This window comes from Metabacillus sp. FJAT-52054 (assembly GCF_037201815.1).
In the GTDB taxonomy this organism is placed as follows: Bacteria; Bacillota; Bacilli; order Bacillales; family Bacillaceae; genus Metabacillus_B; species Metabacillus_B sediminis.
Map to the genome: position 1 here is coordinate 498,343 of NZ_CP147407.1, position 26,784 is coordinate 525,126.

Sequence of the window (26,784 nt, forward strand, 5' to 3'; positions counted from 1 at the left end):
TTTATTACAAATACCGTTCCTCCAAAATCCTCACATGATGCCGCTCATGGCCGGCAATAATCGCCGCCAGCGCAAGAACAGTAACAGGTCCCCCATTCGCTCTCCCGCGATGCGCCCACGCATCCTGATGCAGCCCTCTAAGCAAAGTAATCGTCGCCAGGCGGACAGCCTTCAAATTTTCCAACAGCTCAGTTAAAGAAACCTCGTTAAACTGTGCGTTTTGAACGTAGCTCTCATCATCATATCCTGGAAATTCCTGTTGTTCACCGCGGGATATACCGAGCAGACGGTAAGCCATGATCCGTTCAGTATCAGCAATGTGGCCGATGACTTCCTTGATGGTCCATTTTTCGGGTGCATACTGATAAAGTGCCTTCTCATCAGACAAATTTTCAAGCAGGCTGATTGTGTTTTTGTGCTGCTCGGCGAGAAGGACGATCAGGTCCCCTTCCGGAATTTGTTCAATATAGGATTGATAGTATGTGTGATAGTCATTTTTCTCCGGCCGCAATAACAAACAGATCACTCCTTTTCCATCTATTATACTCGAACGGGCATGATTGAAGGTTCGCGTGTCTATAATGGTTGTATATACGCCTCTGGTCTTACCTGGCGATACCTTTCCAGGTCTATGGAAGAAACGGGGCAATTCGTGTACGATAAGAATAAGAAAGATGAAACCGGAAACTGTACCCATTCGTATAAAGAGTAAGATTTTATGTCAGGAGTCGATTGAATATGAATCGGTTGATCCCGCATGTTGCAGGGGTGTTTACGGCCATGCCGGTTATGATGACCGTCTGGCTGATCAGCTTTTTCCCGTTGTCCCAGCCTTATTTCGCTGCATCCGGAATTTCCTTGCTGGGCGGCGCGCTCACTTACGGAACAGCTGCCGCAATCGTCCATGCCCGCTATTTAAAGAAACATGAGCTCACGAGAAGCGAATACCGTTATATACAGAAGAATTTAAAAGAAGCGAAACGCAAAATCAATCGCCTCAGCCGGGCACTCTTTTCCATCCGCAGCATTTCACTTTTAAAGCAGAGGGTGGATTTGCTCCGGGTGGTACGAAAAATTTACCGCCTTGCCGAAAAGGATCCGCAGCGTTTTTACCGGGCAGAGCCGTTTTTTTACAAACATTTGGACTCTGCAGTCGAGCTTACAGAACGGTATGCGTTTCTATCCGCTCAGCCGAAGAAAAGTGATGAAATTCATTCGTCGCTCAAGGAATCAAACCGGACGCTGAAGGAGCTGCTTTATACGATTGAGCAGGATTTGTACCACGTTCTATCCGATGATATCAGTCAGCTGCATTTTGAATTGGATGTGGCAAAGCAATCCATTAATCAGGCGAAGGATTTAAAATGAATCTGCAGGAACGTACCTTTTCAGAAGGGGAGCGGAGGAGAATTCAGGAAACGGCAGCGCAAATTAATCCAGATATCGGGGAAGAAATTGCATCCTACGGCGTGCCTGCCCAGTCCGGTCTTCTTTCGCTTTCCAATAAAATGATGCACTATGTCAAGGAGAAGGACCGCGGGAATGCTGGTCTGTTTATCCGTGATTTAATGAGAAAGCTGGATGAAGCCGATCCGGACCGGGGAAGAGGATTCAATTTCATGACGAGACTATTTAAAAAATCCCCTTCCTCCCAGGAGCTTATTTCGAGGTACCATAAAATGAGCGCCCAGCTGGACCGTGTCACACTGCAGCTTGAAAACAGCAAAAACGTACTGGGTGCTGACGTTGCGATGCTGGATGAATTGTTTGCTCAAAATCAGTCTTACTTTAAGGAATTGAACGTGTATATAGAAGCAGCTGAGTTAAAGCTGCGGGAGCTTCGGCAGGAAGAGATTCCGGCTTTGGAGAAGTCAGAGGATCCGGTGCATAAGCAAAAGGCAGAAGACACTGCCCGCTTTGCGGAGCGGCTGGAACGCCGGCTGTATGATCTGAAGGTAAGCAGGGAAATTACACGGCAAAGCGCTCCTCAAATCCGGCTTATCCAGCAAACCAATCAGCTGCTTATTGATAAAATCCAATCATCAATCCTGACCGCCATCCCGCTTTGGAAAAATCAGATCACAATGGAATTGGCTATGCTGAGACAAAATAAAGCCAGAGAAACCCATGCAGAGATGAACCGGATGGCAGAGGGTGCAGACACAAGAGAGCATGTGAATGAAACAAAGGAAGAGCTGCGCAGAAATCTGGAGGAATCGCTGAAAATACAAGAGACAGCACAAATGCAGAAGCAGGCTGCAGAGAAAGAATTTGCTGACAGAACATAAAGAAGTGCTAATCGAGTGTGAACCGAATGGTTTTCCACTCGATTTTTTGTGTAAACGCCAGTGCTTTATATGGATATTTAAGGAGTATATTTGGTATAATAACCCAATAGTCATAGGCTTTCCCATGCTTTAAGTGGCAGGCAAAGTAATGGTAAACACAGTTAGATCCTCGTCCGACTCACACGTTATAGAGCCGCCGTGCTTTTCTACGATTTTTTTGCATACAAACAGTCCTATCCCGGTACCGAGTTCTTTTGTCGTGAAGAAGGGTTCAAAGATGGTTTTAATGTTTTCGGCTGGAATGGCAGGGCCGTTGTTAGAGATGGAAAGAATCGCCTGTCCATTCTCCCTGCAGCCATTGATGAGGAGGTTTCGAGGCTTCTCTTTGTGCTTTAATGCATCAATTGAATTAATAAAAAGATTAAGCAATACCTGTTTAAGCTCATCCCTATAAGTGGAAATGACCAAGTCACTTTCCATCCGGCTGATCACATTTACATCCGTATCCACAATGCTTGGATAGGTCAGCTCGCGGATATCCTCAAACAGTTTGGATATAGATGTGTTTTCCTTTTCAGTTCCGTTAAAATCTGCCTTTGAGGTATGAAGAAATTGTGTAATACGGAAATTCAGCTGATTGAGCTCGTGATTGATGATATCAAGATATTGAAAATTAGGATAGTCATTCCTTAATAGCTTAATAAACCCCATAACGGATGTGAGCGGATTCCGGAATTCGTGGACAAAGCTTGAGGACATTTGTCCGAGCAGTGCGAGCTTATCCTTATGATTTTCATGGATATACGTGTTTTTTTCACTTAATTCCTGGTTTTTCAGATTCGTATATTTTGACACCGCATGGTAACAAAACAAGTCGAACTGATGGTTAATGTGGTCAATAAAGAATTGCAGATCCTGAACGGGAATCTGTGAATCGAAGATGTTCCGGATAATAATGCTTCTCCCGGCATTGACATTGAAGACAAAATCGCCAATATTCACATTGGCTTCCAGCCGTTCCTTTGCCACCTTAAAGGCCAGCTCCTTGATGCCTTCTTCAGATATATTCCCTACAATCGCATGTCTAATTAAAGAGAACATAGTCGATCCATTCTCCTTAATTTTTTCCTTATGAGGATCCACTTGCCCGATGAATATCGTTTCATGCCATTCATTCAAAAAGACAGACTGCTGCTCATCCAGAAAACGAACTAAAAGTTTTTTGTGAGATTCGAGTAATGACCGTTTCATAGTTCTCCTCATTTCGCAGGATAATCCTCTATTACTTTCGGAATGATTAATTTATAGAGCTATTCGACAAAAATAGCAAAACTCCTTCTTTATAAGCAGATATGCAAAAGTTTGAAAAATAGAAAAAAGCAGAACCGGTTCAAGTACATGAACGTTTCTGCTTTTTTTTTGGTGAAAATTAAGGTGTCTCAACCGATGATTCATCTTCTTCAATTGTTTCTTCTTGAAGATCTTCATCCTGAGTAAGAGGATCCGTGTAAATGTCCTCATCCTCTTCTAAATCTTCTTCAGGAATCTCCGTATAAACATCTTCTGGAACCTCTTCCGTGTATGGATCTTCATCCTCTCCTGAGGCCGGCGGTTCTTCTGCATTTTCTTCGTAAAATGTCTCGTTCTCATCATAGGGTTCTGCATCCTCGTAATAAGAATCTTCATAGCTGTCTTCTTCTTCCGCAGTGTTTTCATCATATTCCTCGGTATAATCGCCGCCGTCGAAGTAGTATTCGCTATCATCGTAAAGATCCTGGTAAAAGTAAGTTCCTTCGTCCGTATAAAATAGACTGGTTATTTCCTCTGCTGACATTGGATGGCTGACCCAATCATGGATAATAGACATCACTTTAAACAATGGAATGCTGAAGCCGATAGTAGCTTCTTCACCATGGCGGGCTGAATTAATTGCAACCACTTTTTCTGTTTTTCCATCCAGGAGCGGACCGCCGCTGCTGCCGGGAGCAATTGGCGCCGAAATTTGATAGATTCCCTCATACGTATGAGGTTCTATGTAGAACGTTCGGTTTACACCGCTGATGTTACCGGTAGTAGCAGTATTTTCGAAGCCTTGCGGACTGCCAAGGGCAATTACCTCATCCCCGAGTTTCGACTCATTCGTCTCCTCAAGCGCAAGTGGAGTCTGGCCGGCTAAGCTGTCTACCCTTATGATGGCAATATCGATTTCATTGCTATAGCCAATTACAGTTCCATTATGATTGATTCCTTTATTATCGCGAATCGTCAAGTACAAACTTCCTTCGGCTACGTGGGCATTTGTTAAGACGTCTCCTTTATTATTAATTAGGAATCCTGAGCCCTGTGAATAATCACTTAAAATGGTAAACACTTTTGGCTGTGCGTCGTCAATTATCTGTGACAATTCTTTTGCCGGCTCTGTTGGTGCTTTTTGTACAGGAGGAGTTTCGGTATTTTTAGTACTTGTCTGTTTTACATCATTATTTTTCACATTTTGTACAGGAGCTTTACTAGCCTTAGGTTCCTTTACGGTTGAATCTCCATTTGTAATTTCCATATATAGAGCAGTGAAAACACCGGCGCAAATGCATATAGATAACATCAGCAGAGTCAGCAGTTTATAAGGTTTGCCTTTCAAGAAACGTCCGCAATGAGGGCAATATTTTGAACGTTCCGTGATGGCTGTTCCACAATTTTTACAATACATAAATACTCTCCTTTTGGGACTATTAGACTATTAGTAGTTTAGTGCTTTATGGGATATTTTTCAATATGATTCTATTAATTGTTTTTCTTTTTAAAATTTGGCTGTGTTAAAGCATAATACTGATTTTTTTACACCTGTTGATTGGAGCGGAAGGCGTGAGACTCCTGCGGGAGCAGCGGGACAGGTGAGACCCCGCAGGCGCAAAGCGGCGAGGAGGCTCACCGCCCGCCCCGCGGAAAGCGAACGCCTGCAGTGGAAATCAGCAGCCAAGTTTAACATAGCTTAAAATTTAATAATCCAAAAATAAATTTCCGCTTTTTGCACCATCATGCAGCTGCTCTTATAATAGAGGAAGAAGATTTGAGAGAGGATGAAGGCAAATGCTTCAACAGGCACGGTCACTGCTCGAAAAGCACTACGGATATTCATCATTCCGGAACGGGCAGGAGCAGGCGATTCAATCAGTGCTCGAAGGAAACGATACGCTTTGCGTCATGCCCACAGGGGGAGGGAAGTCCATTTGCTATCAGATTCCTGCCCTCATGTTTCAAGGAACGTCGGTGGTCATTTCTCCGCTCATTTCCCTGATGAAGGATCAGGTGGATGCGCTTTTGCAAGCGGGCATTCCAGCGGCATACATAAACAGTTCGCTTTCTGCAGCGGATGTTCATGAACGCATGATGAAAGCGAAGCAGGGGGAATACCGGATGCTTTATATCGCTCCCGAGCGTCTTGAATCCTATGAGTTTATGAATCAGCTGATGGAGCTTTCCATTCCGCTTGTCGCTGTGGATGAAGCACACTGTATTTCGCAGTGGGGCCACGATTTCCGTCCAAGCTATCAGCGGATTCAGCGAATGATCACCCAGCTTCCTGTCAAACCGGTGGTGATGGCTCTGACAGCAACCGCAACCCCTAAAGTTCGCGAGGATATTTGCCAGTCCCTGAATATCGATGAAGATCACTCCATCCTGACCGGTTTCGCACGGGAGAATCTATCTTTTTCCGTCGTTAAAGGACAGGACCGTCTTCCCTTTTTAAAGGATTTTCTGAAAAAAAATGAAACAGAATCAGGCATCATCTATGCGGCAACAAGAAAAAATGTGGACCAACTCCATGATCTATTAAACAAAAACGGAATTCGTGTTTCGAAATATCATGCCGGGATGAGCGATGAGGACAGAATAAGCGGCCAGGAGGATTTTCTTCTCGACCGGACGTCCGTTATGGTGGCAACCTCAGCGTTTGGAATGGGAATCGATAAATCCAACATCCGGTATGTCGTCCATTATCAGCTTCCTAAAAACATGGAAAGCTATTATCAGGAAGCTGGCCGTGCCGGACGGGACGGACTTGATAGTGAATGCATTCTTCTCTACTCCCCGCAGGACGTTCAGGTTCAGCGGTTTCTCATTGATCAGTCAAGCGACCGGATGCGCATGCCGCAGGAGCTCGAGAAGCTTCAGCTTATGGTGGATTATTGCCATACGGAAAACTGTCTGCAGAGGAAAATTGTTCAGTATTTCAGTGAGATGGACATGCCCCCATGCGGCCGCTGCGGAAACTGTACGGATTCGAGAGAGAGCCGGGACGTGACAAAAGAGGCGCAAATGGTGCTGTCCTGTGTAATCCGTATGGGGCAGAAGCGTTTTGGAAAAGCACTTGTTGCACAGGTGCTAACCGGTTCTCAAAATAGAAAGGTAATCGACCTTAGTCTTAACCAGCTTCCGACCTACGGAATCATGAAGGATAAAAGTGCAAAGGAAGTTACCTCATTTATTGAATTCCTTATTTCTCAGGATCTAATCGGAGTGGAGCATGGCACGTATCCACTGATTTATGTGAATCCGGGCGGCAAGGACGTACTAATGGGGAACATGCCTGTTCAGAGGAAAGAGGCTGTACAGACGAAGACGCTTGCTGCAGGAGATCCGCTGTTCGAGGAGCTGCGTGCAGTAAGGAAATCGCTGGCGGAACAGGAAAAAGTGCCGCCGTTCGTTATTTTTTCAGATACGGCTTTAAAGGATATGTGTGTAAAGCAGCCTGAAACCGAGGAGGCATTCCTACGGGTTTCAGGTGTAGGACAGCATAAAGCTGACAAGTACGGGAAGGCATTTATTCAAGCGATTTTCCAGTTTAAAGAACAGAATCCGGAGTACAAAAGCGAGCTGGCAGAGGATGCCCCACCTAAAAAAACCATACGCAAACTGACTGGTAACTCACACTTGGAAACCCTGCAGATGTTTAAAGAGGGAAAAGAACTCAAGGACATTGCTGAAGAAAGGGAAATCTCCATCCAAACGGTTGAGAACCATTTGCTTAAATGCTTAGAAGCAGGAGAAATCATTCAGCATGAAGAATTCGTTCCATTGAAGTACAGGGAGCAGATTGAACAAGCCATTCAGGAGGCGGGCACGGATCGGCTTAAACCAATTAAAGAGCTTCTCCCGGAAGAGATCAGCTATTTTATGATTAAAGCCTTTCTTGTTTTGAAAAAAGCGGAGCCTGCACAATAGCGGAGGGATGAAGATGGACAGATTCGGTTTATTTGGAAAATTGACGGCAAAAGAAGGGCACGGTGCGCAGCTAGCCGCCATTCTTTTAGAAGCCTCACATGCAATGAAAGAAGTATCAGGCTGTGAACTGTATGTTGTCAGTACAGCTGAAAACGAACCCGATGCTGTCATGGTGTACGAAGTCTGGATCAATGAAGAAGCGCACAAGGCATCTCTGGCACTTGAGGCAACGCAAAATCTTATTATGCAGGCGAAGCCAATCATTGCAGGGATGGAAAGAATTAGTACTTTTAACCCGCTTGGGGGCAAGGGGCTTTAATACGGCTTCTTTATCTGTATGAATAGTCTTACTAACTTAAAACAGGGAGACGCATTCAAAGCGTTTCCCTGCTTTAGTTCGAAGTATGAGTCATGCTGATTGAAGCTGTAGGGTGACATTCCTGCAGCAGAAAACAGCCAATACCGATCCAATTTAAAAGCCAAAGGATCCTTTGAGAAGGGACTTTCTGGAAAGTTTCTATTAAATGGATAAATTGTGACAGCTTTCACTAATAGTGGACATACTGTAAACAAATCGTTATGATATTGAATGAACATTCAATCAAGAAAGAGGGGATTCACTGCTTGGGCCAAACAGAAGGAAAACATGGCTCTATCCTGAGAGCTACCTTGGAGCTGATTTCTGAACATGGGTTTCATGGGACTTCCATGTCAAAGGTAGCGAAAAAGGCAGGGGTAAGCGCAGGGATTATCTATCATTATTTCAGCAATAAAGATGAACTGATCAATGAATTATATATTGGAGTAAAACGGGATTTTTCGGAGATGATTATTAAGAGGCTGGATGAAAGCCAGTCCCTGAGAAAGCAGATCCGGGAGCTTGTGAAAAGCACGATTGAAGTGTCTGTCCGCCGTCCGGAGGAGATGCTGTTTATGGAGCAGTTTTTGCAATCGCCATACAATCGCCCCCAAATTCAGGATACCGTTAATACATACTACGAACCCATTATGAATGTCTTTAATAAAGCAAAACAGGAACAAATCATCAAGCCCCTTCCTGATCCGGTTATTTTCGCCCTTACGCTGGATGTCGCTGTTTCCCTCGCAAAACAGCATGCTGCAGGGTCGCTTCACATGGATGAAGAGCTGATTGAAAAAGTGACGGAGGCTTGCTGGGAATCGATAAGACAATAACATTTAGAATTAGTTGAATGAACGTTCAATGTATGAATGAAATGAGGAAATAAATAATGAAAAAAACAGTACTGGTTACAGGAGGAACAGGCTATGTTGCTTCATGGCTTGTAAAAGAACTGCTGGAGGACGGACACAACGTCAGAATTACGGTTCGCGATCAATCAAAAACGGCGAATTACAGCCATCTGCTTGCAGTGGAGAAAAATTCGACAGGGAGTCTTCAGGTTTATCAAGCGAATCTGCTCAGAGAAGGAAGCTTTGATGAAGCCGTTGACGGCTGCGAATATGTCTTCCACACGGCTTCTCCCTTTTTCATCAGCGGGTTCCGTGATGCCAGAGTAGACTTGATTAAGCCTGCTCAAGAAGGTACTCGCAACGTTCTTGGTTCTGTAAATAAGTTTGATTCAGTTAGAAGAGTGATCCTGACAAGCAGTGCTGTAGCCATTTTCGGCGATAACGCCGATATGGACGGGAAGCCGGCTTTTACGGAAAGAGACTGGAACACAACGAGCTCAGTCACCCACCAGCCATACAGCTATTCAAAGACGATTGCGGAAAAAGAGGCTTGGGAGCTGGCCGAAAAACAAGACAGATGGGACTTGATTACGATTAATCCTACCTTCGTTCTTGGACCGTCACTCGCAAAACGAACCGATTCCACAAGCATTGCGACCATTCTTGATTTGCTGAAAGGGAAATACAAAACCGGTGTGCCGCGCCTTGTAAATGGGGTTGTCGATGTCAGGGATGTCGCCAAAGCACATAAGCTTGCCGCGTTTATGAACACAGCCTCCGGGCGTTTTCTGCTTTCCAATGAAGAAGCGACCCTGCTTGATATGGCGAAGGTGCTGGAAAAGAACTTTCCTAAGCTATATCCTCTTCCAAAATGGGAAGTCCCGAAGCCGCTCATATGGCTGCTGGCACCAAAAATCGGACTGACTCGCCCCTATGTCTCCAAAAACGTTGGAATCCCGGCAAAGTTTGACCACAGTAAAAGCGTGCGTGAGCTAGGCATGACTTACCGCAGCCTTGAAACCACGCTCATTGATCAGAAAGAGCAAATGGATGAAGATGGATTAATATGAAAAAGGATGGGATTCAAACAGTTCAAGCTGTGCTGAATTCCATCCTTTTTGCTAATTGAATGGTAAAGCTTATTTAAACGCTGCTTGTCCTGAAATCGGCTCCGCAACAGAGGAAGTGCGGCTTTTCACCACATACGTTTTTACCATCATGTCGTGCAGTGCTTGTTTCCGGCTGGTGAATCCGGCCATTATGAAACCTATATATAGTATGAGCGCGCTTACTGTAAAGGAAAGATATCTGAGGATTGACTTCCCAATCGTTAATCTTCGACCATTTTCATTCACAATCTTCAATCCAAGCAGTTTTTTCCCTATGGTGCCCTGCCAGGAAGTTACCGGCATTATGATAAAGTAGGCAAGACCTGCAATGTATTCTGCTGCGTAAATCAAGATCACAGGAGTTATACTCTCCGGTGGTTCTCCAAAGATAATGGGCAAAAATGGAATATAAAAACAGGTAAATAAAATGACAAAATCGATTAGACTTGCCGCGAACCGAATCCAAAATCCTCCATACTTAACTGAGTTATCCATGTCTTAATACTCTCATCCTTTCCTTTTTAGGTAATTATTTGAAATTACTGGGTTCATTTACTCTCACTATTCAAGGTATAAACTACTATAATTGTTATATTTATACTAAACTATTACATAACAGGAAATAATTTTGTCCTCTATCATAAAACAGGCAGGAAAAACATTAAATATTCAGTATATTAAAGAGTAGCAGTGAATGAGTCCTTATTCACTTTTGCATATAGATATTTAGATTGATAACGGGGGATGTGCATGGGAAGATTTGAGGGGATGAAAGAAAGGCTTCAAAACGGAAACAGGAAAGGGATGCTGATTGCCCTGATTGCTGTTCTGCTCGTACCGCTTGTGTATGCAGCGGTCCTGCTTTCTTCAAGGTCGGGTCCATATGATCACTTGGATAACCTGCCAGTAGCTGTTGTGAACAAGGATAAAGGAGCGGCTTCCGGGGAGCAGCAGATTCATGCAGGAGATGACTTAGTGGCGGAACTGAAGAAAAGCAGCAGTCTTGGCTGGGATTTTGTCAGCTCTGATGAGGCGGCTAAGGGACTGCAAGATCAATCCTACTACATGGTCATCGAAATTCCGGAAAATTTTTCGGAAAAAGTGACGACTGTATTGGGGGACAATCCGGAGGTGCCTGAGCTGCGCTACATTCAAAATGAAGGGCTCAGCTTTACAGCTGCTCAAATTACTAAGGGCGCTGCCGAAAAAATTAGAGAACAGCTGGGCGATACCATTACTAAAAACTATACGTCAAAGCTATTCGCACAGCTTGGGGAGGTTTCAGAGGGCTTCACAGCTGGCTCAGATGGTTCCAATCAAATTCTTACAGGATCTGAAGAGCTTAAAAAAGGGACAGGCCAGATTCTGGATTCTCTAACAGTCAAGTCTGCGGATATAGCAGCACTGGCTGATGGATCGAAAAAGCTGGAAGCGGGCTCGAAGGAGATGCTCGACTCCCTCAGTGTAAAACAGGGGAGCATATCTGAGCTTGCAGCGGGTACGAAACAGGTAAACGACGGAACAGGAACGCTGCTCCAATCCTTAACAGGGAAGTCCGGAGACATTGAAAAGCTCGCGGACGGCTCCAGGCAGGTGAAAGATGGAACAGGGCTGCTGTATCAATCATTAAAGCAGGGCTCAGGGAAAATCGATCAGCTCGCAGCCGGAGCAGGTGAGGCGGCTAAAGGTGCTGGAAGCTTGAATGCTGGTGCAGCTCAAGTGCTTGAAGGGTTGAAGCAAACGGAAGCAGGAAGCGGTCAGCTGAAGGATGGACTCGCACTCCTTGCGCCGGGAAGCAGCGCAGCAGCGAAGGGCATGAGTGATTTGGACGCCGGAGCAGCCCAGGTATCTGCCGGTGCAAAGGGTCTTGCACAAGGATTGGAAGCGTACCTGGCTAAAAATCCTCAGCTGAAAACAGACCGTGAATTTCTTACACTTCTTGAAACGAGTAAAATTGTAGCAGGCGGTACAGACAGCATCTCGAAAAATACGAAACTCCTGAAAGATGGCACCGCACAAGTAGCAGGCGGCGTCAAACAAGCGTCAGACGGAGCAAATGCTCTGGCAGCAGGCGTGACAAAACTGAAAGATGGACAAGCCCAGGTGAGCGGAGGGGCAGCAAAGCTTGCCGCCGGATCAAAAGCCATTGCAGATGGAAACCAGGCACTTTCTTCTTCCTGGAAAGAGCTTACCTCATCTGTTGCAAAATTGAATGCCGGGGCTTCACAAGTAAGCGACGGAAACCAATCGGTTAACTCAGGCTGGAAAGAGATGAAGTCTGGAGTCTCAAAGCTGTATGGCGGTACACAAAAAATATACAGTGGAAACACGGCAGTTGATGCTGGATGGAAGACCCTTACCGCAGGAGCGGGAGATCTTCATACGGGACTGGTTAAAGTCAGCGGCGGAAATGAAACGGTCAAGAATGGCTGGAGCCAGCTGACAGACGGAGTCACAAAAGTTGACGCCGGCGTTCTGAAGCTGAAGGAAGGAAGCGGCCAGCTTGCAGACGGCCTCGCTAGCGGAGCCGAAAAAACTGGAAGCATTCAGGCAGGGGACGACAATATTTCCATGTTCGCCTCACCTGTAAAACTCGCATCAGAAAAGGTAAACGGATATGAATTTTACCGTGATTCAACTGCACCTTATATATTGTCATTGGCCTTATTCGCGGGTATCTTGCTTCTTACTTTTGTAACCGATTTCAAAAAGCCTGCAGAAGCTTCAGGTATTGGCTGGTATGCAAGCAAGCTTGGCCAAATGGCGATTTTTGCCGTCATTCAGGCACTTGTCCTTTCAATTTTTACACTTGTCATTCTGCAGCTTCAAGTTGAAAACGCTTTCTTGTTTATTTTGTTCACGATTTTCGTCAGTCTTGTTTTCATGATCATCATCTTTGCCCTGACAGCTGTTGCAGGAAACATCGGCCGATTCCTTGCTTTTGTTCTGGTTGTTGCACAGATGACCACAACTGGAGCAAGCCTGCCGGTTATCCTGCTTCCTGAAGGAGTTCAGGCAATCAGCGGCTGGCTTCCATTCACTTATACGATTGCCGGTTTTAAAGCGGTTATCTCACTGGGTGATACAAATGTCCTTTGGGGAAATACAGGGGTATTGATTGGTTTTGCACTTGTATTTGGAATTCTTTCTGCCGTTTCAATTTTCCTTCCTGGACGTGCAGCGGATCAAAGTTCGGAGCTGCAGGCATAAGATAAAGAGAGAACCAGTTTTCGGACTGGTTCTTTTATTATTTAGATCTGTTAAACTTGGCTGTTCCGCTGCAAGCATCCGCTTATCCTTGGGCGGATGGTGAGCCGGAGTCTCATGTGTCCCGCTGCCCTCGCAGAAAGTCTCACACTAACAGGTGTTTAAAAACATAATGCCAGCCTATTCTTTAAACCGGAATGCCGTCTCCACTTCGGAGAAAACGATGTGTGTGATGGTTTGAGCGAGGCTGGAAATACCGTCTATAAACTCCTCCGTTTTTTGGAGAGTTTCAAAATGCACTTTTAGCATAAAGCAGGCGTTACCTGCAATCCGGTGGCAAAACTCTACATTCGTAAGGCTTTCAATATGACGTCTGAAACGACTGTATTCCCCGTTTTTGATAACTGCTTCTATGATGCAGCTGATCGGATATCCTGCTTTGCCATAATCAATATCCAATGTATAGCCCCTGATAATGCCGTATGATTCCATTTGCTTAATGCGTTCAGAAACAGCGGGAGAGGACATCCCGATGTTTCTGCCGAGTTCTCTCATGGAAATCCGGCTGTTCTTGTTTAATTCATTTAATAGTTTTCGGTCTATGTCATCAATTTTCATACGTAAAGTATTTGCTCCTTTTTTGTATCTTTTAATCTGTTAATTATTCTTTTTACTTACAAACAGCATGTAATTCATCTTTAAGCTTATTTATCATTATGGAGAGGAGGAATGATGATGACAACCATTAATTTTGCCCCAATTGGAGATACGCCCTTTCAAAAACTGCTTGGCCACAATTCAGAGATTATGAGACAGTGGACAAGTCTTGGCGAAACACTTGAGGCGGACGGCGCCTTATCAGCCGAGTTAAAAGAACAAATTAGAAGAACGCTCGCACAGGAAAACGGCTGTGAATACTGCAAGGCAAAGGGTAAGCCCGATCCGGCTGAATTTGATGAGAAAACCTCTTTAGCAGCAGGATTTGCAGAAGTATTTCTAAAGCATAAAGGATCCATTCCGGAACCCGTTTTTGATGTAGTAAAAAAGGGTTTCACCGAGAAGGAAATAAGCGAGCTTTGTGCTTTTATCTGTTTTAGCACGGCTTCCCAATTTTTTGGAGCAATGATGGCGCTGAAGCCTTCGGAAGAGAAAGGACTTTGAATTATTTTAAAATCAAGTATGGGGGCATCGTTAAGCAGCTTTGAAGCAGAAATATTGGAGGCTTGAGAGCATGGAACACGCCTCTGCCATATGGCTATTTAGCACAAAATATACGCTCTGCCTGATCCACTAAGATGTGTATCATTAAGGGGCGTTAACTCTCGGTTGAATGGAAAGTTTTTTCAAAAAAATGTTGCAGGCTTCAAAAAATGGTGATAATATTCAGCTCAGGAAATAAAATTTCATACTATTCAGATTGCACTCTTATCCAGAGCAGGCGGAGGGATTTGGCCCTATGATGCCCAGCAACCGACCGTAATTCCGTCGCGAGACGGGGCGCGAAAGCAAGACGCGCCAGGGTTTTGACCCTGAAGGCACGGTGCTAATTCCAACAGAAAGGTTTTTTACCTTTCTGAGAGATAAGAGGCTTTAGAAGACGACTTTAATTCTTCAAGCCTCTTTCTTTATGAGAAAGGGGCTTTTCCTATTTTTCCGGTAAGAAAAGCCCTCGAAAAACGTCCGGAATATTTGAATTAGGGGGAGTAAGATCATGACAAAAAAATATGCAAAGACCATTCTGGCTGCGCTTCTCATTCTTGCCATGCTTGCAGGCTGCCAGCCGAAAGTTGGGGAACAGGCAGGAACAGAAGCAAAAGCAAGTAAAGACAATGCGCTCGCAGGAAAGAAAATCGCCCTTATTATGCAGCAGAACCTTGGAACATTCTCTGCTCAATACATAGAAGGGGTTAAAGAGCAGACGAGCAAGTTTGGCGGGCAAACAGTCGTGTTTACCTCTGACGGCGATTTGGCAAAAATGGCATCCAACGTGGATGCAGCAATTAATCAGGGATTTGACGCGATTCTAATTGACCACGGAACGAAGGAAGCACTGACTGCCGGAGTGGAAAAGGCAATCAGCAAAAAGATTCCGGTTGTCGCCTTTGATGCAGGTGTAGAAGCAAAAGGAGTAACCTCAATCGAACAGGGCGATCAGGATATGGCGCAAATGACCCTTGAACAGCTGGCTAAAGATTCGGGCGGAAAAGCAAATATCGTGAAAATTTGGGTGGCAGGCTTTGCCCCGATGGAACGCCGCCAGGTTGCGTATCAGCAATTTTTGAAAGAAAACACAGGCATTAAGGAAGTGGCCGCATTTGGTGCCGCCACCCAAAATACGGCTCTTGATACACAGGCTCAGATGGAAGCGATCCTTAAGCAGTATCCAAACAAAGGCGAGATTACAGCCGTTTGGGCTGCCTGGGATGAATTTGCTAAAGGTGCCGTCCGAGCTCTTGAACAGGCGGGAAGAACCGATATCAAGGTTTATGGGATTGATATGAGTGATGAGGATCTTCAGATGATTCAAAAGGAAAACAGCCCATGGGTCGCTTCTGCAGCAGTGGATCCGAAAGACATCGGCCGCATCCAGGTACGCTATGCTTATCAGAAAATCAATGGGGACAGCGTGGAGGAAAAAGTGAAATTGAAGCCGGTATTTGTGACGAAGGAAGCCCTCCCGAATGAGCAGGTGACAACGAATGACCTGGATCAGCACGTAAAAGGCTGGGGGAAAAGCGAACAGGGCTATACGGATGAGCTGAAAAAGCTTGAAGAAGGAAAATAAGAGAGAAGGAGGGAGGAAGATGAGCCTTCTGCGAATGGAGAACATCTCCAAAACATTCGGAAGTGTGGAAGCACTGAAGAATGCCCATATAGAGGTGAAAAGCGGGGAAGTTCATGCGCTGCTTGGAGCGAATGGAGCGGGGAAAAGCACGCTGATGAAAATCCTGTCCGGGGCATATAAGCAGGATGGCGGCAAAATATTTTTGAACGGGCAGCCCGTTCAAATTCGCTCGCCAAAAGAAGCGAAAGAACTCGGAATCGATTGTGTGTATCAGGAAGTGGATACAGCGCTCGTTTCTCAGCTTTCGGTTGCCGACAACATCATGCTCGACTCCTTCTCTTCCTCCAAAAAATGGACGGTTTCGGGAAAAAAATTGAATCAGCAGGCGAAGGAAGCGCTCAAGCTGCTCCAGGAGGACCGCATTCCGGTTGCCAAAAAGGCTTCTGAATTAACGCTTGCCCAAAAGCAAATGGTGCTCATTGCAAGGGCTCTTGTCCGCAAGGCGAAAATCATTATTTTTGATGAACCGACGGCGCCTCTGTCAATCGAGGAAACGAAGCATTTTTTCTCCATTGTTCAAAGGCTTGTAAAGCAGGGAGTCGGCTGTATCTTTATCTCCCACCGTCTTCCGGAAGTATTTGAGCTTTGCAATCGGATTACGGTAATGAGAGACGGAAGCACCATTCAAACATTTGAAACAGCAGAGGTCACGCAGGAGCAGATTGTCGAGACCATGCTGGGCCGGGCCCTCACCCAGGAAATGCATGAGGAGGGAACGGAGATTGGCCGAACCCTTCTTCAAGTAGATGGACTGGAGGATGAGGAGCGCCTGAAGGGCATTTCGTTCTCTGTTGCAGAAGGGGAAGTCGTAGCATTTGCCGGATTAGTCGGAGCGGGAAAGACAGAGCTTGCGAAAACGCTTTTCGGGCTGAACGACTGGAAGAAAGGCAAGGTTCTCTTAGACGGAAAGCTTTATCGGTTTAAGGAGCCTTCTGAAGCCATTAAAGCTGGATTCGCGCTAATCCCGGAGGAGCGGAGAAAGGAAGGGCTCTTCATTCATGAGTCCATCCTGGAAAACATGTCGTTTCCTCATTTGAAATCCTTCTCTTCGTTTTTGAAAATGAACCGGAAAAAAGAGAAACTGCATGCTGAACAGATGATCACGGAGCTTGGTATCAAAACGGATTCGCCTTTGACGCCTGCTGAAAACTTAAGCGGAGGCAATCAGCAGAAGGTTGCAATCGGCAAATGGATGTATGGAGACGCAAAGGTTTACCTGTTTGACGAACCGGCCAAGGGGGTCGATGTCGGAGCGAAAAAAGATTTATTCCAGCTCATCCGCCGATTGACTGAAGCACGAAAAGCGGTTCTCTATTTTTCATGCGAGATGAACGAAATTCTGGGCATCGCTGACCGAATTCTCATTATGTATGACGGCAGGATCGTCAAAGAGCTGACAAAAGAAGAAGCCACACAGGACAAGATTCTGCTTTACGCAACCGGCGGAAAGGAAGACATCCATGAAGGAAAAGCTCATCGGGTTTTTGTATAAATACGGCGCCGTCGTATTGATGGCGGTTATCTTAGTTTATTTTAGCTTTGTCAATCACGCATTTTTTTCATATAGCAATCTATCGGATATTCTTCGTTCAATCTCCATCGTTACGCTGCTCGCCCTTGGCGTAACGTTCACGCTGATTGTAGACGGGTTCGATTTGTCGGTGGGAGCAACGATGTCGCTTGCAACCGTCATTTCTTCCTCTCTCATGGTCTGGTATGAGATGCCGCTATGGCTCGTTTTGCTGCTGCCAATCGGAGTCGGAATACTGGTCGGAATCTTTAATTCTATTTTAATCGTGAAAATCGGCATACCGGATCTGCTGGCGACACTTGGTGCCATGTACATCCTTACCGGAATTCACCGGACATACACGGAAGGATACTCGATTTACAGCCATATGCCGCTGACAGCAGGAGGCACTGCACCCGGAGAGTTTTACAAATCGTTCCTGTGGATTGGACAGGGACAGATTGCCGGCGTACCGGTCCCTGTTGTCATCATGCTTCTCTTTACTGCTATCGTCTATTGGATCTTAAACCACTCCCGCTGGGGACGGATCCTGTACATGACCGGAGGAAACGCAGAAGCAGCAAGGCTCTCGGGGATCAGCGTGAATAAAGTGAAGTTCGCTGCCTATACGGTATCAGGCGTATTCGCATCGTTGGCGGGTATTTTATTTGCTGCCCGCGTCGGATCAGGCCAAATCGACGCCGGTGCCTCCATGCTCATGGAAGCGGTCGCCGCTGTATTCGTAGGGTTCTCCGTCCTCGGAGCCGGAAAGCCCAATGCTCTCGGGACGTTCTTTGGGGCAGCGCTGATCGGAGTGCTGCTCAACGGTCTCACGATGATGAATCTTCCCTATTATGCGTTTGAAATCGTAAAAGGGACGGTTTTGGTATTGGCATTGGCTGTAACGTATTTTCATGTGAAAAAAAGAATATAATAGAAGAAAAACGGCTGGCCTTGCGCTGGCTGTTTTTTTATTGTTGAAAATGTTGAATAACCTTAGTAAAATAAGTATAATTTATAAATACTTATTAAAAGAAGGTGAAGTTAGTTGGATTCTTTCGATATGAAAATAATAGAGGTTCTTATGGACAATTCCAGAATAAAATGGGCGGATCTTGCTGCCCAAATCGGATTGTCTGCTCCAGCTGCAGCAGAGAGAGTGAGCCGTCTGCAGGAACAGGGGATAATCAAGAAATTTGGGGCCTTAATTGATGCCGATTTAGCAGGCTGCGAGCTGACAGCATTTGTTGCCGTTTCTTTAGCCCGTCCGGAACATAGAGGTCCCTTCCTACAATTAATGAACAGCTTGGCAGAGATTCAGGAATGCCATCATATTGCAGGTGAAGATGACTACCTGCTGAAAATCCGCTGCCGGAATACGAAGGATCTGGACAGGGTGATCAGCCATGAAATCAAGGGACTGGAAGGAATCATTCGAACAAAAACAACGATTGTCATGGATACGGCAAAAGAAACGACCCGGCTGCCCATCCATAAAGGAAGATAAATGGATATTCTGCTAACGATTAAAGGAATGCTGATTGGTCTTTCGATTGCAGCACCAGTGGGGCCAATCGGAGTTTTGTGTATTCAAAGGACACTGGCCAAAGGTAAAGTCTCCGGTTTTGCAACGGGATTAGGTGCCGCATCAGCTGATGCCGTGTACGGTTTGATCACAGGCTTCGGTCTGACGGCCATTTCTGATGTGCTCATTGGAAACAAGCTGTGGATTCAATTATCTGGTGTTATTTTTCTGCTTTACCTGGGGGTGAAAACCGTCCTTTCCAAGCCTTCTCAAAAGGCTGCACATGCTTCAGGCCAAACGATTGCGGGGAGCTATTTTTCAAGCTTCCTTCTCACACTAGCCAATCCGATGACGATTTTATCCTTTGCCGCAATCTTAGGGGCGTCCGGTATGATCGTCTCGGACGGCGCGGCTGCATCAGCACTCACTCTTGTACTTGGTATTTTTTCTGGATCTGCTTTGTGGTGGGGGATCTTATCGTTTAGCGCCGGATGGTTTAAGAAGCGGATGGGGGAAAACTCGTTAACGGCTATTAACCGGGTATCAGGCGGAGTGATGATTTTGTTTGGAATCTTCTTTTTGGCAGGTGTATTTTATGCTCTTTCTTAAAGCGTTTATCCTTGGTTTTTCCGTGTCGGCACCCGTTGGGCCAATCGGAATCTTGTGCATTCAGCGAACACTGTCAAAGGGAAAAAGCGCGGGCTTTTTAACGGGATTTGGGGCCGTTACAGCGAACATCATCTACGCAGCCATCGCGGCGTTTGGGTTTTCAATGGTTTCTTCCTTTCTTATGAAATATGAATTTTATCTAAAGGTATTCGGTTCTGTATTTTTAATCTATCTGGGGATCAAAACGTTCTTAAAAAAACCTGCCAGCAATGCAGCGCAATTAGAGGGAGAGACGCTGTTCAGGATGTACGCTTCTACGTTTTTGCTGATGATCACCAATCCTGCTGCAATCTTGAACTTTGCAGCCATGTTTACAGGTCTTGGATTTGATAAGGGGCTTGATTCCAGTTTTGCTTTAATAGGAGGGGTGTTTCTTGGAGCGTCCTTCTGGTGGCTGATTCTGTCCATCGGAGTGAGTGCATTCAAGAAAAGAATTGTACCGCACCTTTCATTCATCAATAAGGCTGCAGGAGCATTGATTGTTCTGCTCGGAATCCTGGCATTTTAACCGCCGGCTGCGTTTTTTTCATCAGTGGAGGGAAAAGGATGGTAACGATGAACTTATTATGGAGGGTTGAGAGATGCTGGATACAATTGATTTGTCTCAAACGATTAGTGATAAGGAGTATAAAAGCGAGCTTAAGTCGCTGCAGCTGAAACTGCTTGGATTGCAGCGGGCACTCGTTGAACATAAAATCGGATGCATTCTTGTGTTTGAGGGCTGGGATGCTGCAGGCAAGGGAGGCTCCATTAAACGGATCGCGGAGGGACTTGATCCAAGGGGCTATAACGTTCACCCGGTGTCAGCCCCGACGGCGGAGGAAAAGGACCTGCATTATCTCCAGCGTTTCTGGACGCATATGCCGAAAAAAGGCGGTATTACGATTTTTGATCGCTCATGGTATGGAAGAGTGCTGGTGGAAAGGGTGGAAAGTTTCGCTTCCCGGGAAGAATGGACACGAGCGTTTGAGCAAATTAATCAGTTTGAAAAATTAATGACAGAAGAAGACTTTATCGTGCAAAAATTTTGGTTCCATATTTCCAAGGCCGAACAGCTGAAGCGCTTTAAAGAGCGGGAGAAGAATCCTTTGAAGAAATGGAAAATCACAGATGAAGACTGGCGCAACCGTGAAAAATGGGAGGAGTATGTCCCGGCGGTTGAAGAAATGCTAAAGCGGACGAATACAGATGAAGCTCCATGGCATGTGATTGAAGGGGAGGATAAGAAATTTGCCCGGGTTAAAACCCTTCAGCTTGTTACACAGGCAATGGAAATGAAAGCGGCGGAAAAAGGGATTTCTCTCAAGGATTACCTTTGAATGCGCTCTGTTCCGTTTAATGCTTTCTTATTAAAGGAAAGACAATAGAAGAACGATTTTACGCGGAGCGGAGTGAGTGATCATGGAACAGCGCGAAAAAATTGCCCTGACCGGCGCAAGCGGATATATCGGAAACAATTTGCTGCAAAAATTAACGGGATATTCGGATGTCATTGCCCTATCTAGAAACGGGGATGACCGTGAGAACAGTGAGCATGTGGAATGGCGTTCGTGTGATTTATATTCACTCGATTCGGCAGAAAAAGGGCTGCAAGGAGCAGATTATGCTGTATACCTTGTCCATTCAATGATGCCGTCTGCGAAACTGACGCAGGCGAAGTTCGAGGACATGGATCTGATTTTGGCGGATAATTTTGCAAGAGCAGCGAAAAAGAACGGCGTAAGGCAGATCATCTATATGAGCGGAATTATTCCGCAGGATACAGAGGAGCTGTCGCGCCATTTGAAAAGCAGACTCGAGGTAGAAAAGGTACTGGGTGCATACGGCACACCGGTTACAACGATCCGCGCAGGTCTCATAGTCGGTCCGAAAGGTTCTTCATTCCCGATTTTGACGAAGCTTGTTAAACGGCTTCCGATGATGATGCTGCCGAAGTGGACAAGAACGAAAACCCATCCGATTGCATTGAAAGATGTCCTGACTGCCCTGAAAAAAAGCATCGGAAACAAAAAGCTTTCCGGTAAGTCCATTGATGTCGGCGGTCCTGAAGTGATGACGTACGAGGAAATGATGATTCAGACAGCCGAGGTAATGGGCAGAAAGCCAAAGGTTTTTGAAATTCCTCTTATGACCGTCACTTTATCAAGGCTGTGGGTCAGTTTGATTACTCAATCCCCTAGATCGACCGTCTATCCTTTAATCGAGAGCTTGAAGCATCCGATGGTCGCTCAAAAGGAAAACATGGACGATGAAATTAGCTACGGACAGACTCCTTTTAAAGAAGCAGCTAAAGAAGCCTTAGAGGAAGAGAAAAAGGAACAGAAGAAAAAGAAGACTGCATCCTCTTCTTCTAAAAGTTCAGGCGTATCGGACGTCCGTTCCGTTCAGCGCATCCTGCTACCGGAGGGGAAAGATGCCGATTGGACAGGGGATCATTACATGAACTGGCTTTCAAAGCTTGCCCGTCCTCTATTGGAGGTTGAGACGAATCAGCAGAGGGTAAGCCGGTTCCGTTTAATCGGCTTTAAAAAGCCGATTATGGAGCTAAGCTATGCCCCTGAACGGAGCTCCTCGAACCGGGCTCTTTATTATATAACCGGCGGTTCCTTTGCAAAAATAATGGATGGCAGCAGGGGGAGAATAGAGTTCAGACAAATACCGGGTACACAGGAATGCATCATTGCCATTCATGAATACAGACCGTCTCTCCCATGGATTCTCTACCGGATATCTCAGGCCAAGGTGCATATCATTGTGATGTACCTTTATAAACGGCATTTGCAGCACTTGATTGAAAAATCAGAGGAACATAAACAAGAAGGTCCAGTCAAAAAGGTCGTTCATATGAATTAAAAAAACTGCTTCCCGGTTCAATCTGGGGAGCAGTTTTTTTGTATTAGACGAAATTTTTGAATTTCAGGCGTTTGTTCAAAGCGTAAACAATTGGCATCCCGGCGGCCATAACGACAAACTCGCCAACCGCAGTGGTTGCCCAAGTGATCCAAAACGGAAGATCGAAGGCTAAGTGCAGTTCCCAGGCAATGATGAACATCGTGAAGGTAAAAACAAGCGTATTCACAATCATCAAGGCCCATGTGTTTTTAATGAATTTTGCTGCCAGAATCGTAATCAGCAGCGCGATAATCGATTGGCCTGTCCCGAAGATGAGATCATAGGCTTTCATTGGAGAGAAAAGCAGATTGGATATAAACACTCCAAGCACAATCCCGAAAAAATATTTCTTATTAAATACGATGAGATGATTCAGCATTTCCGGCACCCGGAACTGAAACGCCGCAAATGCGATCGGCTGTATAATGAATGAAACCGCAATATAAATCGCAGCTAAAATTCCATTGGCTACTACTGTTCTAGTATTCATTTTTCCTGCTCCTTAGTTTTTTTTCGTGGGAGGATTTCGAACCACGACCGAAAGTAGATATTATAGTACGCCTGAGAGTTTTTGTAAATAGAAAGGTGTTGATTTAACAGTGCGGAGCGTAAAACCCATTTTCAGCAGCACAATGTTGCTATTCAACAAAACGGAATCGCATTTTCACATCATTATAGGGTGCTGAAGAAGGTTTGCCCGTAATCGATACTAAGTTTTCCGCTGTCATAAAGAATCCGCCTACAATCGGCAACCCCACCGTTAAAACCAATCTCAGCGGCTCCTATTTACCCATCCTCCCCCAATTCGTTATAATAAACCCCATAGAGGAGGAATTCCGTTTGTATTTAACCATTAAAGAAACAGCCGAATATCTTTCCCTGCCAGAGACGTATATTGAGGCACTTGTTCATCAGAACAAAATCCGCTATGTATATGACGGACAGGTTTATATGATTAATAAAGAGCAATTTAACGGACACTTAGACCAGCTTGAGAAGGCGAAGAAGCAGCTGGAGGAGTGGAGAAACGAGCCAATTCCAGAAGATCCAGATGTGAAGGATGAGGATTGATTTAATATAAAAATGCCGGGAGATCCTCATCTCCCGGCATTTTTATTTTGTTTCTCATTTGATGCTTTGGAAGGTTTTTCTTTTGGCTTTGTTAATGCATACAATTGATATATTAACACCTGTTGATTGGAGTGGAAGGCGTGAGACTCCAGCGGGAGCAGCGGGACAGGTGAGACCCCGCATGCGCACAGCGCATAGGAGGCTCACCGCCCGCCCCGCGGAAAGCGAACGCCTGCAGCGGAAATCAACAGCCAAGTTTAGAAGGGATTTTTATAAATAACCCATTTTAGTTGGAAAATCAAACCGTAAATTTTACACCGGTGTCTTATCTGTATTGAAAATGAAATCATTTTGCAATGTCATGAAAAAAATCAGTGATAGAATATGAGAATAGATACCTATGAGGTGTAAATGAATCATAGACAGGGAAATTAAAACCTACATACTCTATTTTTTTGGAGGAAAATCATGATTGCAGAAACGCGTTTAAGCAAGAAAACATATTTTGAAGAACTGGCACCGGATACCGGAGTGCACCCGGTCCAGGTATTAGGGACGATGCTGCTTGATGAGCATGTAAAAGAGGATGGGGATGCGTCGGAAATACGCTTTGCCCAGGGTGAGGTGTACTTTCACAACAAGGATTATGAAGCAGCGATTTTTAAATGGGAGCATATCACGAGCGGGCTCGCTCAGTGGGCAAGAAAAAACATGGCCGATGCTTATATGGAGCTTGGTATGGATGCTTCTGCTTTGGATTTATATAAAAGCATCGAGACGGATAGCCTCGTATTAAAGGTTGAGGTAGCCTTGCAGCTGTTCTCTTTGTACCTGCAGCAGGAAAAGCAGGATGCAGCGGTTCATTCCATCAAAAAAGCGGTGGCGCTCGATCCGGATTATCAGAATATCTCATTAATTGCCCGTGCTTTTTTTGAAGAGAATAAGGATTGGGAAAATGCTGTGGAGCTTGCTTCAAATGAAACGATTCGCACTCAGTCCCTCGAATGGGCAGATGTTCTTAAGTCATACATAGTCCGCGGACTGACAGAGCGGTTCGAGCCTTCCTATTTTAATGATGTTCTTGTCAGCCTTTATCAGGTCAGCCCGGGGCATTTTGAGGAGCTCGTTCTCTCTTTATGGAATTCGTACACAGGACAGCCTGCTTATTTGCCATGGCTGATTCATTTTAATCAAGTCTTTCAAACGCTAGAAGGTGAGCAGACGCATTCCTGGAGAAAGCTGTCGAAGCAGCATGAGGAAACGTATCTTCATTTGATCAGCGGCCATTACACGACGAAGGAGCTTTCAAGCGTACTGCCCGGCTTCCTCGTTAACTGGCTGATAATGTCAGAATCCAATCATGCCATTCTGTCATCAGCGGCAGTTCTCGCCTGGAATGATCTTTTTCCGGACAGCATCTCCGGCAATCAAGTTTATCAGGCTGAAAACCTTGTAAGCTGGAAAACGAATCATATTTCCGGCTTGGAAGAAACCGTGGAACTGTTTGACGCAGTCAAGAAATGGAGTCTTGAAAATGAAGTGGAGATCGGCCAGCAGGCAAACTGGATGGTCGAGGAGCTGCTCGATTTGAACACACGCCAGCTGTTAGTCGCCGGTTCAGCAAGCTCGGGGAAATCCTCCTTTATCAATTCAGTTCTTGATGAGCCGGTGCTTGGTGAGGAAAGCTCAACCGTTGTGATTGTGAGAGACCATCATGAGACGGAAATCAGAGAAGTGACGTCAGGCCTTAAGGCAGATGGTACACAGGGAAGCGAACGCTTTATTGAGTATAGCCTTCCTTCTGCGTTTTTAAGAAAGCATGGCTTGGCGATGATTGATTCCCCTGGATTCAACAGCCGGATGGGCGGAAGAAATGAAGTGCATCATTATGTGAATCTGGCAGACAGCCTGCTGTTCATTCTCTCTGCCAATGCTCCGTTCACTCAACAGGAGGCTGAGTTCCTCTTGAGAATCCGTGATCTTGCTCCTTCCATGCCGATCCATTTCCTTTTGAATAAAATGGACACCATTTATGGGGAGGAAGAAGCGCTGAGGGTATTGAAAGATACAGAGGAAAGAATTGCAGCGGTCTTCCCGGATTCAAAAGTGTTTGCCTATTCTTCGCACTATAAGAGCAGTCAGCAGCTTGCCAGGTTCAACGAATTCCTGAATGTGAATTTCGAGCAGGCAAGATTGGAAAACCGCGTGGCTAAGCTGCTTTATATCATCCGGACGACGATTACGGATCTTTTCGATAAGCGTCTCGATCATGAGCGTGCTCTTGAGAAATCCATTGCCTGGAATGAGGATATGGTCTCTAAGCTGAATGGAGCCATTCATCAGCTCGAAGATTTAGAAAAAGAAAAAACGGCAGAAATACGCCGCTATTTCCATACAGTAAAGACTGAAATCAGGCAGGACATGACGGTGAAAATCCCGGAAATGATCCGCGGCTGTTCGAAGCTTGTGCGTGAGGACAGTGATTTCGGAAAAATTCATTTGCAGCTGAACGAAGAGATGAATCAGCGCATCCAGCTTTACATGGAGGATACGGTCCTGCCGATGTACCGTGATTCCCTGCATGAATGGATTGCATCTTCCCATGAAGAACTGATGCACAGCCAAGCCTTCCTTGATGAAATGAGCTCCGGCTTCAACAAGCTGTTTGAAACAGACCGGATGGAGCTTGCCTGCGATTTCAGAGTCGTAGATGACTGGCGTCGCGACGTGCAGCGGATGACAAGCGGGGTTCAGCTCGAAAAAGTAAATATTCTTCTGCGTCATACGCCTTCCCAGTTTATTTTGAAAAGTGCAGGGAAGCTGATCAATGCCATTGCCCAAAATAAAACCGTGATGGTCAACCGCTATACGCAATACATTGAGAATGAGGATTACACGGAGCTGACAGAATCCATCATTACTAAATTCCTGCTTCCGTTTGACGTATTTGAAAATGGGATTGACCGCGACTTGTCGCTGTTCTTCCATAACCCGGACGATGTCCTGAAACAGACGGTTATTGAAACACACGCGGAGATCTCAGCAAAACAAAGCAAATTGCTGGATATGAAAAATAATCAGGGGACATTCAAGGAGTCTCTCACTCTCTTCGAATTGCGGCTTCGCCAATACGAATGGATGCTTCTTGGCAGCCGCTAAGATGATCATTGGCAAAAAGAAACCGGGCAGCGGCGGTCTGCCCGGTTTTTTCCCCGTTATCCGTGACATCCTGG

The 26,784-nt window shown here is 45.5% G+C and carries 25 protein-coding genes and 2 riboswitches; of the genes, 18 read left to right on the plus strand and 7 right to left on the minus strand.

Features of this window, described 5'->3' with window-relative positions; genetic code table 11:
• Window positions 1–4 precede the first annotated feature (4 nt).
• Window positions 5–517 carry a DinB family protein gene (locus tag WCV65_RS02725; RefSeq protein ID WP_338779858.1) on the minus strand — a complete coding sequence of 171 codons (513 nt, stop codon included), beginning with the start codon at window positions 515–517 and terminating at the stop codon, window positions 5–7.
• A 221-nt stretch (window positions 518–738) separates the two neighbouring features.
• Here WCV65_RS02725 and WCV65_RS02730 point away from each other — a divergent pair, with 221 nt between their 5' ends.
• Both WCV65_RS02730 and WCV65_RS02735 read left to right on the plus strand, forming a co-directional pair.
• Complete coding sequence (locus WCV65_RS02730) at window positions 739–1,368, plus strand: 5-bromo-4-chloroindolyl phosphate hydrolysis family protein (protein WP_338779860.1); 630 nt, start codon at window positions 739–741, stop codon at window positions 1,366–1,368.
• On the plus strand, window positions 1,365–2,288 hold the full coding sequence (locus tag WCV65_RS02735; RefSeq protein WP_338779862.1) for a toxic anion resistance protein: 924 nt from the start codon (window positions 1,365–1,367) through the stop codon (window positions 2,286–2,288). The genes WCV65_RS02730 and WCV65_RS02735 overlap by 4 nt, the downstream gene beginning before the upstream one ends.
• Window positions 2,289–2,417: 129 nt before the next feature.
• Here WCV65_RS02735 and WCV65_RS02740 read toward each other — a convergent pair whose 3' ends face one another.
• Window positions 2,418–3,539: a histidine kinase N-terminal domain-containing protein gene (locus WCV65_RS02740; RefSeq protein WP_082883846.1), complete on the minus strand. Its 1,122-nt coding sequence runs from the start codon at window positions 3,537–3,539 to the stop codon at window positions 2,418–2,420.
• Between the two features lie 178 nt (window positions 3,540–3,717).
• Window positions 3,718–4,995, minus strand: a complete 1,278-nt coding sequence (locus WCV65_RS02745) for a trypsin-like peptidase domain-containing protein (protein ID WP_338779865.1) — start codon at window positions 4,993–4,995, stop codon at window positions 3,718–3,720.
• A 380-nt stretch (window positions 4,996–5,375) separates the two neighbouring features.
• On the opposite strand from WCV65_RS02745, the gene recQ reads away from it, so the two are divergent.
• From recQ to WCV65_RS02765, 4 genes are all read left to right on the plus strand, one after another.
• Complete coding sequence (recQ, locus tag WCV65_RS02750; RefSeq protein ID WP_338779867.1) at window positions 5,376–7,511, plus strand: DNA helicase RecQ; 2,136 nt, start codon at window positions 5,376–5,378, stop codon at window positions 7,509–7,511.
• Window positions 7,512–7,524: 13 nt separating this feature from the next.
• Window positions 7,525–7,830, plus strand: coding sequence for a putative quinol monooxygenase (locus WCV65_RS02755; protein ID WP_338779869.1), 306 nt, complete (start codon window positions 7,525–7,527; stop codon window positions 7,828–7,830).
• A gap of 305 nt (window positions 7,831–8,135) precedes the next feature.
• On the plus strand, window positions 8,136–8,705 hold the full coding sequence (locus tag WCV65_RS02760; RefSeq protein WP_338779871.1) for a TetR/AcrR family transcriptional regulator: 570 nt from the start codon (window positions 8,136–8,138) through the stop codon (window positions 8,703–8,705).
• A gap of 56 nt (window positions 8,706–8,761) precedes the next feature.
• Window positions 8,762–9,793: an aldehyde reductase gene (locus WCV65_RS02765; protein ID WP_338779873.1), complete on the plus strand. Its 1,032-nt coding sequence runs from the start codon at window positions 8,762–8,764 to the stop codon at window positions 9,791–9,793.
• A 69-nt stretch (window positions 9,794–9,862) separates the two neighbouring features.
• Here the strand turns inward: WCV65_RS02765 and WCV65_RS02770 are convergent, their stop codons facing one another.
• Window positions 9,863–10,327: an RDD family protein gene (locus WCV65_RS02770; RefSeq protein ID WP_338779875.1), complete on the minus strand. Its 465-nt coding sequence runs from the start codon at window positions 10,325–10,327 to the stop codon at window positions 9,863–9,865.
• A 255-nt stretch (window positions 10,328–10,582) separates the two neighbouring features.
• On the opposite strand from WCV65_RS02770, the gene WCV65_RS02775 reads away from it, so the two are divergent.
• Window positions 10,583–13,042: a YhgE/Pip domain-containing protein gene (locus WCV65_RS02775; RefSeq protein WP_338779877.1), complete on the plus strand. Its 2,460-nt coding sequence runs from the start codon at window positions 10,583–10,585 to the stop codon at window positions 13,040–13,042.
• A 177-nt stretch (window positions 13,043–13,219) separates the two neighbouring features.
• Here the strand turns inward: WCV65_RS02775 and WCV65_RS02780 are convergent, their stop codons facing one another.
• The gene (locus WCV65_RS02780; RefSeq protein ID WP_338779879.1) at window positions 13,220–13,657 is read right to left on the minus strand and encodes an Lrp/AsnC family transcriptional regulator; all 438 of its coding nucleotides are present in this window, start codon (window positions 13,655–13,657) and stop codon (window positions 13,220–13,222) included.
• 117 nt (window positions 13,658–13,774) lie between these two features.
• On the opposite strand from WCV65_RS02780, the gene WCV65_RS02785 reads away from it, so the two are divergent.
• The 9 genes from WCV65_RS02785 to WCV65_RS02825 all read left to right on the plus strand — a co-directional run bounded on the left by WCV65_RS02785 (window position 13,775) and on the right by WCV65_RS02825 (window position 22,441).
• A complete protein-coding gene (locus WCV65_RS02785) occupies window positions 13,775–14,200 on the plus strand; it encodes a carboxymuconolactone decarboxylase family protein (protein ID WP_338779881.1) in 426 nt (141 codons plus the stop codon).
• Between the two features lie 261 nt (window positions 14,201–14,461).
• A riboswitch (SAM riboswitch) is annotated at window positions 14,462–14,626 on the plus strand.
• A gap of 175 nt (window positions 14,627–14,801) precedes the next feature.
• Window positions 14,802–15,824, plus strand: a complete 1,023-nt coding sequence (locus WCV65_RS02790) for a sugar ABC transporter substrate-binding protein (RefSeq protein WP_338782131.1) — start codon at window positions 14,802–14,804, stop codon at window positions 15,822–15,824.
• Between the two features lie 19 nt (window positions 15,825–15,843).
• On the plus strand, window positions 15,844–17,376 hold the full coding sequence (locus WCV65_RS02795) for a sugar ABC transporter ATP-binding protein (protein WP_338779883.1): 1,533 nt from the start codon (window positions 15,844–15,846) through the stop codon (window positions 17,374–17,376).
• The gene (locus WCV65_RS02800; protein ID WP_338779885.1) at window positions 17,345–18,328 is read left to right on the plus strand and encodes an ABC transporter permease; all 984 of its coding nucleotides are present in this window, start codon (window positions 17,345–17,347) and stop codon (window positions 18,326–18,328) included. Before WCV65_RS02795 ends, WCV65_RS02800 begins: the two co-directional genes overlap by 32 nt.
• Window positions 18,329–18,442: 114 nt before the next feature.
• Entirely contained in the window at window positions 18,443–18,901 is a 459-nt protein-coding gene (locus tag WCV65_RS02805; RefSeq protein ID WP_338779887.1) for an Lrp/AsnC family transcriptional regulator, read from the plus strand.
• Entirely contained in the window at window positions 18,902–19,528 is a 627-nt protein-coding gene (locus tag WCV65_RS02810) for a LysE family transporter (RefSeq protein WP_338779889.1), read from the plus strand.
• On the plus strand, window positions 19,515–20,096 hold the full coding sequence (locus tag WCV65_RS02815; protein ID WP_035407456.1) for a LysE family transporter: 582 nt from the start codon (window positions 19,515–19,517) through the stop codon (window positions 20,094–20,096). The genes WCV65_RS02810 and WCV65_RS02815 overlap by 14 nt, the downstream gene beginning before the upstream one ends.
• A gap of 73 nt (window positions 20,097–20,169) precedes the next feature.
• Window positions 20,170–20,907 carry a UDP-galactose-lipid carrier transferase gene (locus tag WCV65_RS02820; RefSeq protein ID WP_338779893.1) on the plus strand — a complete coding sequence of 246 codons (738 nt, stop codon included), beginning with the start codon at window positions 20,170–20,172 and terminating at the stop codon, window positions 20,905–20,907.
• Window positions 20,908–20,989: 82 nt separating this feature from the next.
• A complete protein-coding gene (locus tag WCV65_RS02825) occupies window positions 20,990–22,441 on the plus strand; it encodes an NAD(P)H-binding protein (RefSeq protein WP_338779895.1) in 1,452 nt (483 codons plus the stop codon).
• Window positions 22,442–22,484: 43 nt separating this feature from the next.
• Here the strand turns inward: WCV65_RS02825 and WCV65_RS02830 are convergent, their stop codons facing one another.
• Window positions 22,485–22,970: a QueT transporter family protein gene (locus WCV65_RS02830; RefSeq protein WP_035407450.1), complete on the minus strand. Its 486-nt coding sequence runs from the start codon at window positions 22,968–22,970 to the stop codon at window positions 22,485–22,487.
• 6 nt (window positions 22,971–22,976) lie between these two features.
• A riboswitch (PreQ1 riboswitch) is annotated at window positions 22,977–23,021 on the minus strand.
• A gap of 97 nt (window positions 23,022–23,118) precedes the next feature.
• Window positions 23,119–23,250: a hypothetical protein gene (locus WCV65_RS02835; RefSeq protein WP_338779897.1), complete on the minus strand. Its 132-nt coding sequence runs from the start codon at window positions 23,248–23,250 to the stop codon at window positions 23,119–23,121.
• A gap of 70 nt (window positions 23,251–23,320) precedes the next feature.
• Between WCV65_RS02835 and WCV65_RS02840 the strand changes: the two genes are divergently transcribed.
• Entirely contained in the window at window positions 23,321–23,551 is a 231-nt protein-coding gene (locus WCV65_RS02840; RefSeq protein WP_338779899.1) for an excisionase family DNA-binding protein, read from the plus strand.
• Window positions 23,552–24,019: 468 nt separating this feature from the next.
• Complete coding sequence (locus WCV65_RS02845) at window positions 24,020–26,710, plus strand: dynamin family protein (protein ID WP_338779901.1); 2,691 nt, start codon at window positions 24,020–24,022, stop codon at window positions 26,708–26,710.
• The last annotated feature ends 74 nt before the right edge of the window (window positions 26,711–26,784 follow it).

What these genes read in the sequence shown, in the direction of transcription:
- WCV65_RS02730 (WP_338779860.1), top strand. Translation starts at nt 739, where the DNA reads ATGAATCGGTTGATCCCGCATGTTGCAGGGGTGTTTACGGCCATGCCG.
- WCV65_RS02735 (WP_338779862.1), top strand. Translation starts at nt 1,365, where the DNA reads ATGAATCTGCAGGAACGTACCTTTTCAGAAGGGGAGCGGAGGAGAATT.
- WCV65_RS02740 (WP_082883846.1), bottom strand. Translation starts at nt 3,539, where the DNA reads ATGAAACGGTCATTACTCGAATCTCACAAAAAACTTTTAGTTCGTTTT.
- WCV65_RS02745 (WP_338779865.1), bottom strand. Translation starts at nt 4,995, where the DNA reads ATGTATTGTAAAAATTGTGGAACAGCCATCACGGAACGTTCAAAATAT.
- recQ (WP_338779867.1), top strand. Translation starts at nt 5,376, where the DNA reads ATGCTTCAACAGGCACGGTCACTGCTCGAAAAGCACTACGGATATTCA.
- WCV65_RS02755 (WP_338779869.1), top strand. Translation starts at nt 7,525, where the DNA reads ATGGACAGATTCGGTTTATTTGGAAAATTGACGGCAAAAGAAGGGCAC.
- WCV65_RS02765 (WP_338779873.1), top strand. Translation starts at nt 8,762, where the DNA reads ATGAAAAAAACAGTACTGGTTACAGGAGGAACAGGCTATGTTGCTTCA.
- WCV65_RS02770 (WP_338779875.1), bottom strand. Translation starts at nt 10,327, where the DNA reads ATGGATAACTCAGTTAAGTATGGAGGATTTTGGATTCGGTTCGCGGCA.
- WCV65_RS02775 (WP_338779877.1), top strand. Translation starts at nt 10,583, where the DNA reads ATGGGAAGATTTGAGGGGATGAAAGAAAGGCTTCAAAACGGAAACAGG.
- WCV65_RS02780 (WP_338779879.1), bottom strand. Translation starts at nt 13,657, where the DNA reads ATGAAAATTGATGACATAGACCGAAAACTATTAAATGAATTAAACAAG.
- WCV65_RS02785 (WP_338779881.1), top strand. Translation starts at nt 13,775, where the DNA reads ATGACAACCATTAATTTTGCCCCAATTGGAGATACGCCCTTTCAAAAA.
- WCV65_RS02790 (WP_338782131.1), top strand. Translation starts at nt 14,802, where the DNA reads ATGCTTGCAGGCTGCCAGCCGAAAGTTGGGGAACAGGCAGGAACAGAA.
- WCV65_RS02795 (WP_338779883.1), top strand. Translation starts at nt 15,844, where the DNA reads ATGAGCCTTCTGCGAATGGAGAACATCTCCAAAACATTCGGAAGTGTG.
- WCV65_RS02800 (WP_338779885.1), top strand. Translation starts at nt 17,345, where the DNA reads ATGAAGGAAAAGCTCATCGGGTTTTTGTATAAATACGGCGCCGTCGTA.
- WCV65_RS02810 (WP_338779889.1), top strand. Translation starts at nt 18,902, where the DNA reads ATGGATATTCTGCTAACGATTAAAGGAATGCTGATTGGTCTTTCGATT.
- WCV65_RS02815 (WP_035407456.1), top strand. Translation starts at nt 19,515, where the DNA reads ATGCTCTTTCTTAAAGCGTTTATCCTTGGTTTTTCCGTGTCGGCACCC.
- WCV65_RS02820 (WP_338779893.1), top strand. Translation starts at nt 20,170, where the DNA reads ATGCTGGATACAATTGATTTGTCTCAAACGATTAGTGATAAGGAGTAT.
- WCV65_RS02825 (WP_338779895.1), top strand. Translation starts at nt 20,990, where the DNA reads ATGGAACAGCGCGAAAAAATTGCCCTGACCGGCGCAAGCGGATATATC.
- WCV65_RS02830 (WP_035407450.1), bottom strand. Translation starts at nt 22,970, where the DNA reads ATGAATACTAGAACAGTAGTAGCCAATGGAATTTTAGCTGCGATTTAT.
- WCV65_RS02845 (WP_338779901.1), top strand. Translation starts at nt 24,020, where the DNA reads ATGATTGCAGAAACGCGTTTAAGCAAGAAAACATATTTTGAAGAACTG.